Raw genomic sequence first — 1,545 nt, forward strand, 5'->3', positions numbered from 1 at the left:
AGAACCTTTGGATAAAACCTTCTTGGTTAATCACTACAAACTCACTGATTGGGAATGTTGCACCATAAATCTTATGAGGAGTAATCTTAGTTTTGTTAATAGAGATATCAAAATCTGCTGCTACTGGTTGGAATGCAACCTTATGGTCAATATAAGTTCTATAAGGTTCATACTGATTATCCAGAATGTTCTGGGTGAAATCAATTGTCCCGAATAGTAAATCAGTTTCAGTTTCATAGATTACAAAGAGAGTTGAGTTAATGGAGTTACAAGAATAAATCTTGATGTCATTACCAAAATCCCAATGTGACCACGACTGTTGAACTAATTGCTCGTTCTGATATAGGAACTTATAAACGAAGATTTTACTATGAGCATTCTCAGACAGAACAGTCATAAAGTTTTCAGAGCTTGTCCCCCAAATACTAAACACACCATTAGGGATATAGCTTGGAACGTGAGCACAAGTATTCTCAGCGTTCTTAATCGCTGTTACATCTTGAACAGAGTAATAGCGCATAATGGAAGTGAAGTTAGCACGAGGAGATGCAAAGTAAACATTCTGTCCTAAACCAAATGGTCGAGCAAAATCTGATACATCAAACTGTGTAGTCAAATTTAGTTCGATTGTTTTCGCTGATAAGATACCTTCTGCTGCCAATACGAATTGAGCTTGGTCAGACCATAAGAGAAGTTGTTCAGAGAAAGGAACCGCATATTTGAGGATGGAGATACGGTTGTGAGACACAGCCACATCAATAGGGTCATCATCACTTTCGTTTGCAACAGACGCTGGATAGAAGTTGAAATATTTTGACGTGCGAGATAAGATAATGTTCTCACCTGCGAGCAAGCCCAAACGATTTCGGAACATAAAGACGTCATTGAAAGTTCCTCCTACGAAAGAAGGTTGTGGGTTAGTATCATCATCACCACAGGTTCGTTCAGCCCAAGATTGAATCTTCTGTCCATTACCTAAATCTACACTGCCATCAAGTCGAGTAAACACAAAAGAGCCGTCAGCTTTACGAATAAGAGCGTGGGGCATAGTTGCTGTATCAAGACCTTTAATGATATCCCAACCTACTGCTTCTTTCCAGACCTTATCACGAGCATCGTATTGAACAAAATATCTATCACCAGTCTTAGTAGTATCACCAGTAATCTCTACTTTGTATTTATCTGGAGCTTCAACAGGAAGTTTAGTAACAGTGGTTACTTGGTGAATAAGACCATTAGCAATCTGGTTAGCATAACCATCATCAATACGGAGTTCAGTGATAGGAGTGTTAGCTGGAGATTTAACGTGAATCCAACCCGGCCCTGATGTAACAGACCAACCTGTGCCAAGAGCTTTCACAAGTTTAGGAACAAGACCTTGGTCTGGATAATTGACACCATTTAGAGCGTGTGTCCCTTGAGTTGGATTATCAATGATGAACTGAGCATCTGTCCAAGAAGGCATCTGTGCAGCGAGAGCACTACCATCATCAGTCTGAACTGTCCCTGTAATAGGTTTACCAGAACTGTAAGTCGGAGGCCAAG

At 40.1% G+C, this 1,545-nt stretch carries 1 protein-coding gene; it reads right to left on the reverse strand.

From position 1 onward, the window contains the following. Positions 1 to 1,545 (reverse strand): phage nozzle protein (locus N1032_RS28620; protein WP_259542654.1); only part of this gene is annotated, 1,545 nt, incomplete at both ends.

Source organism: Herbiconiux daphne, assembly GCF_024979295.1.
In the GTDB taxonomy this organism is placed as follows: domain Bacteria; phylum Actinomycetota; class Actinomycetes; order Actinomycetales; family Microbacteriaceae; genus Herbiconiux; species Herbiconiux daphnes.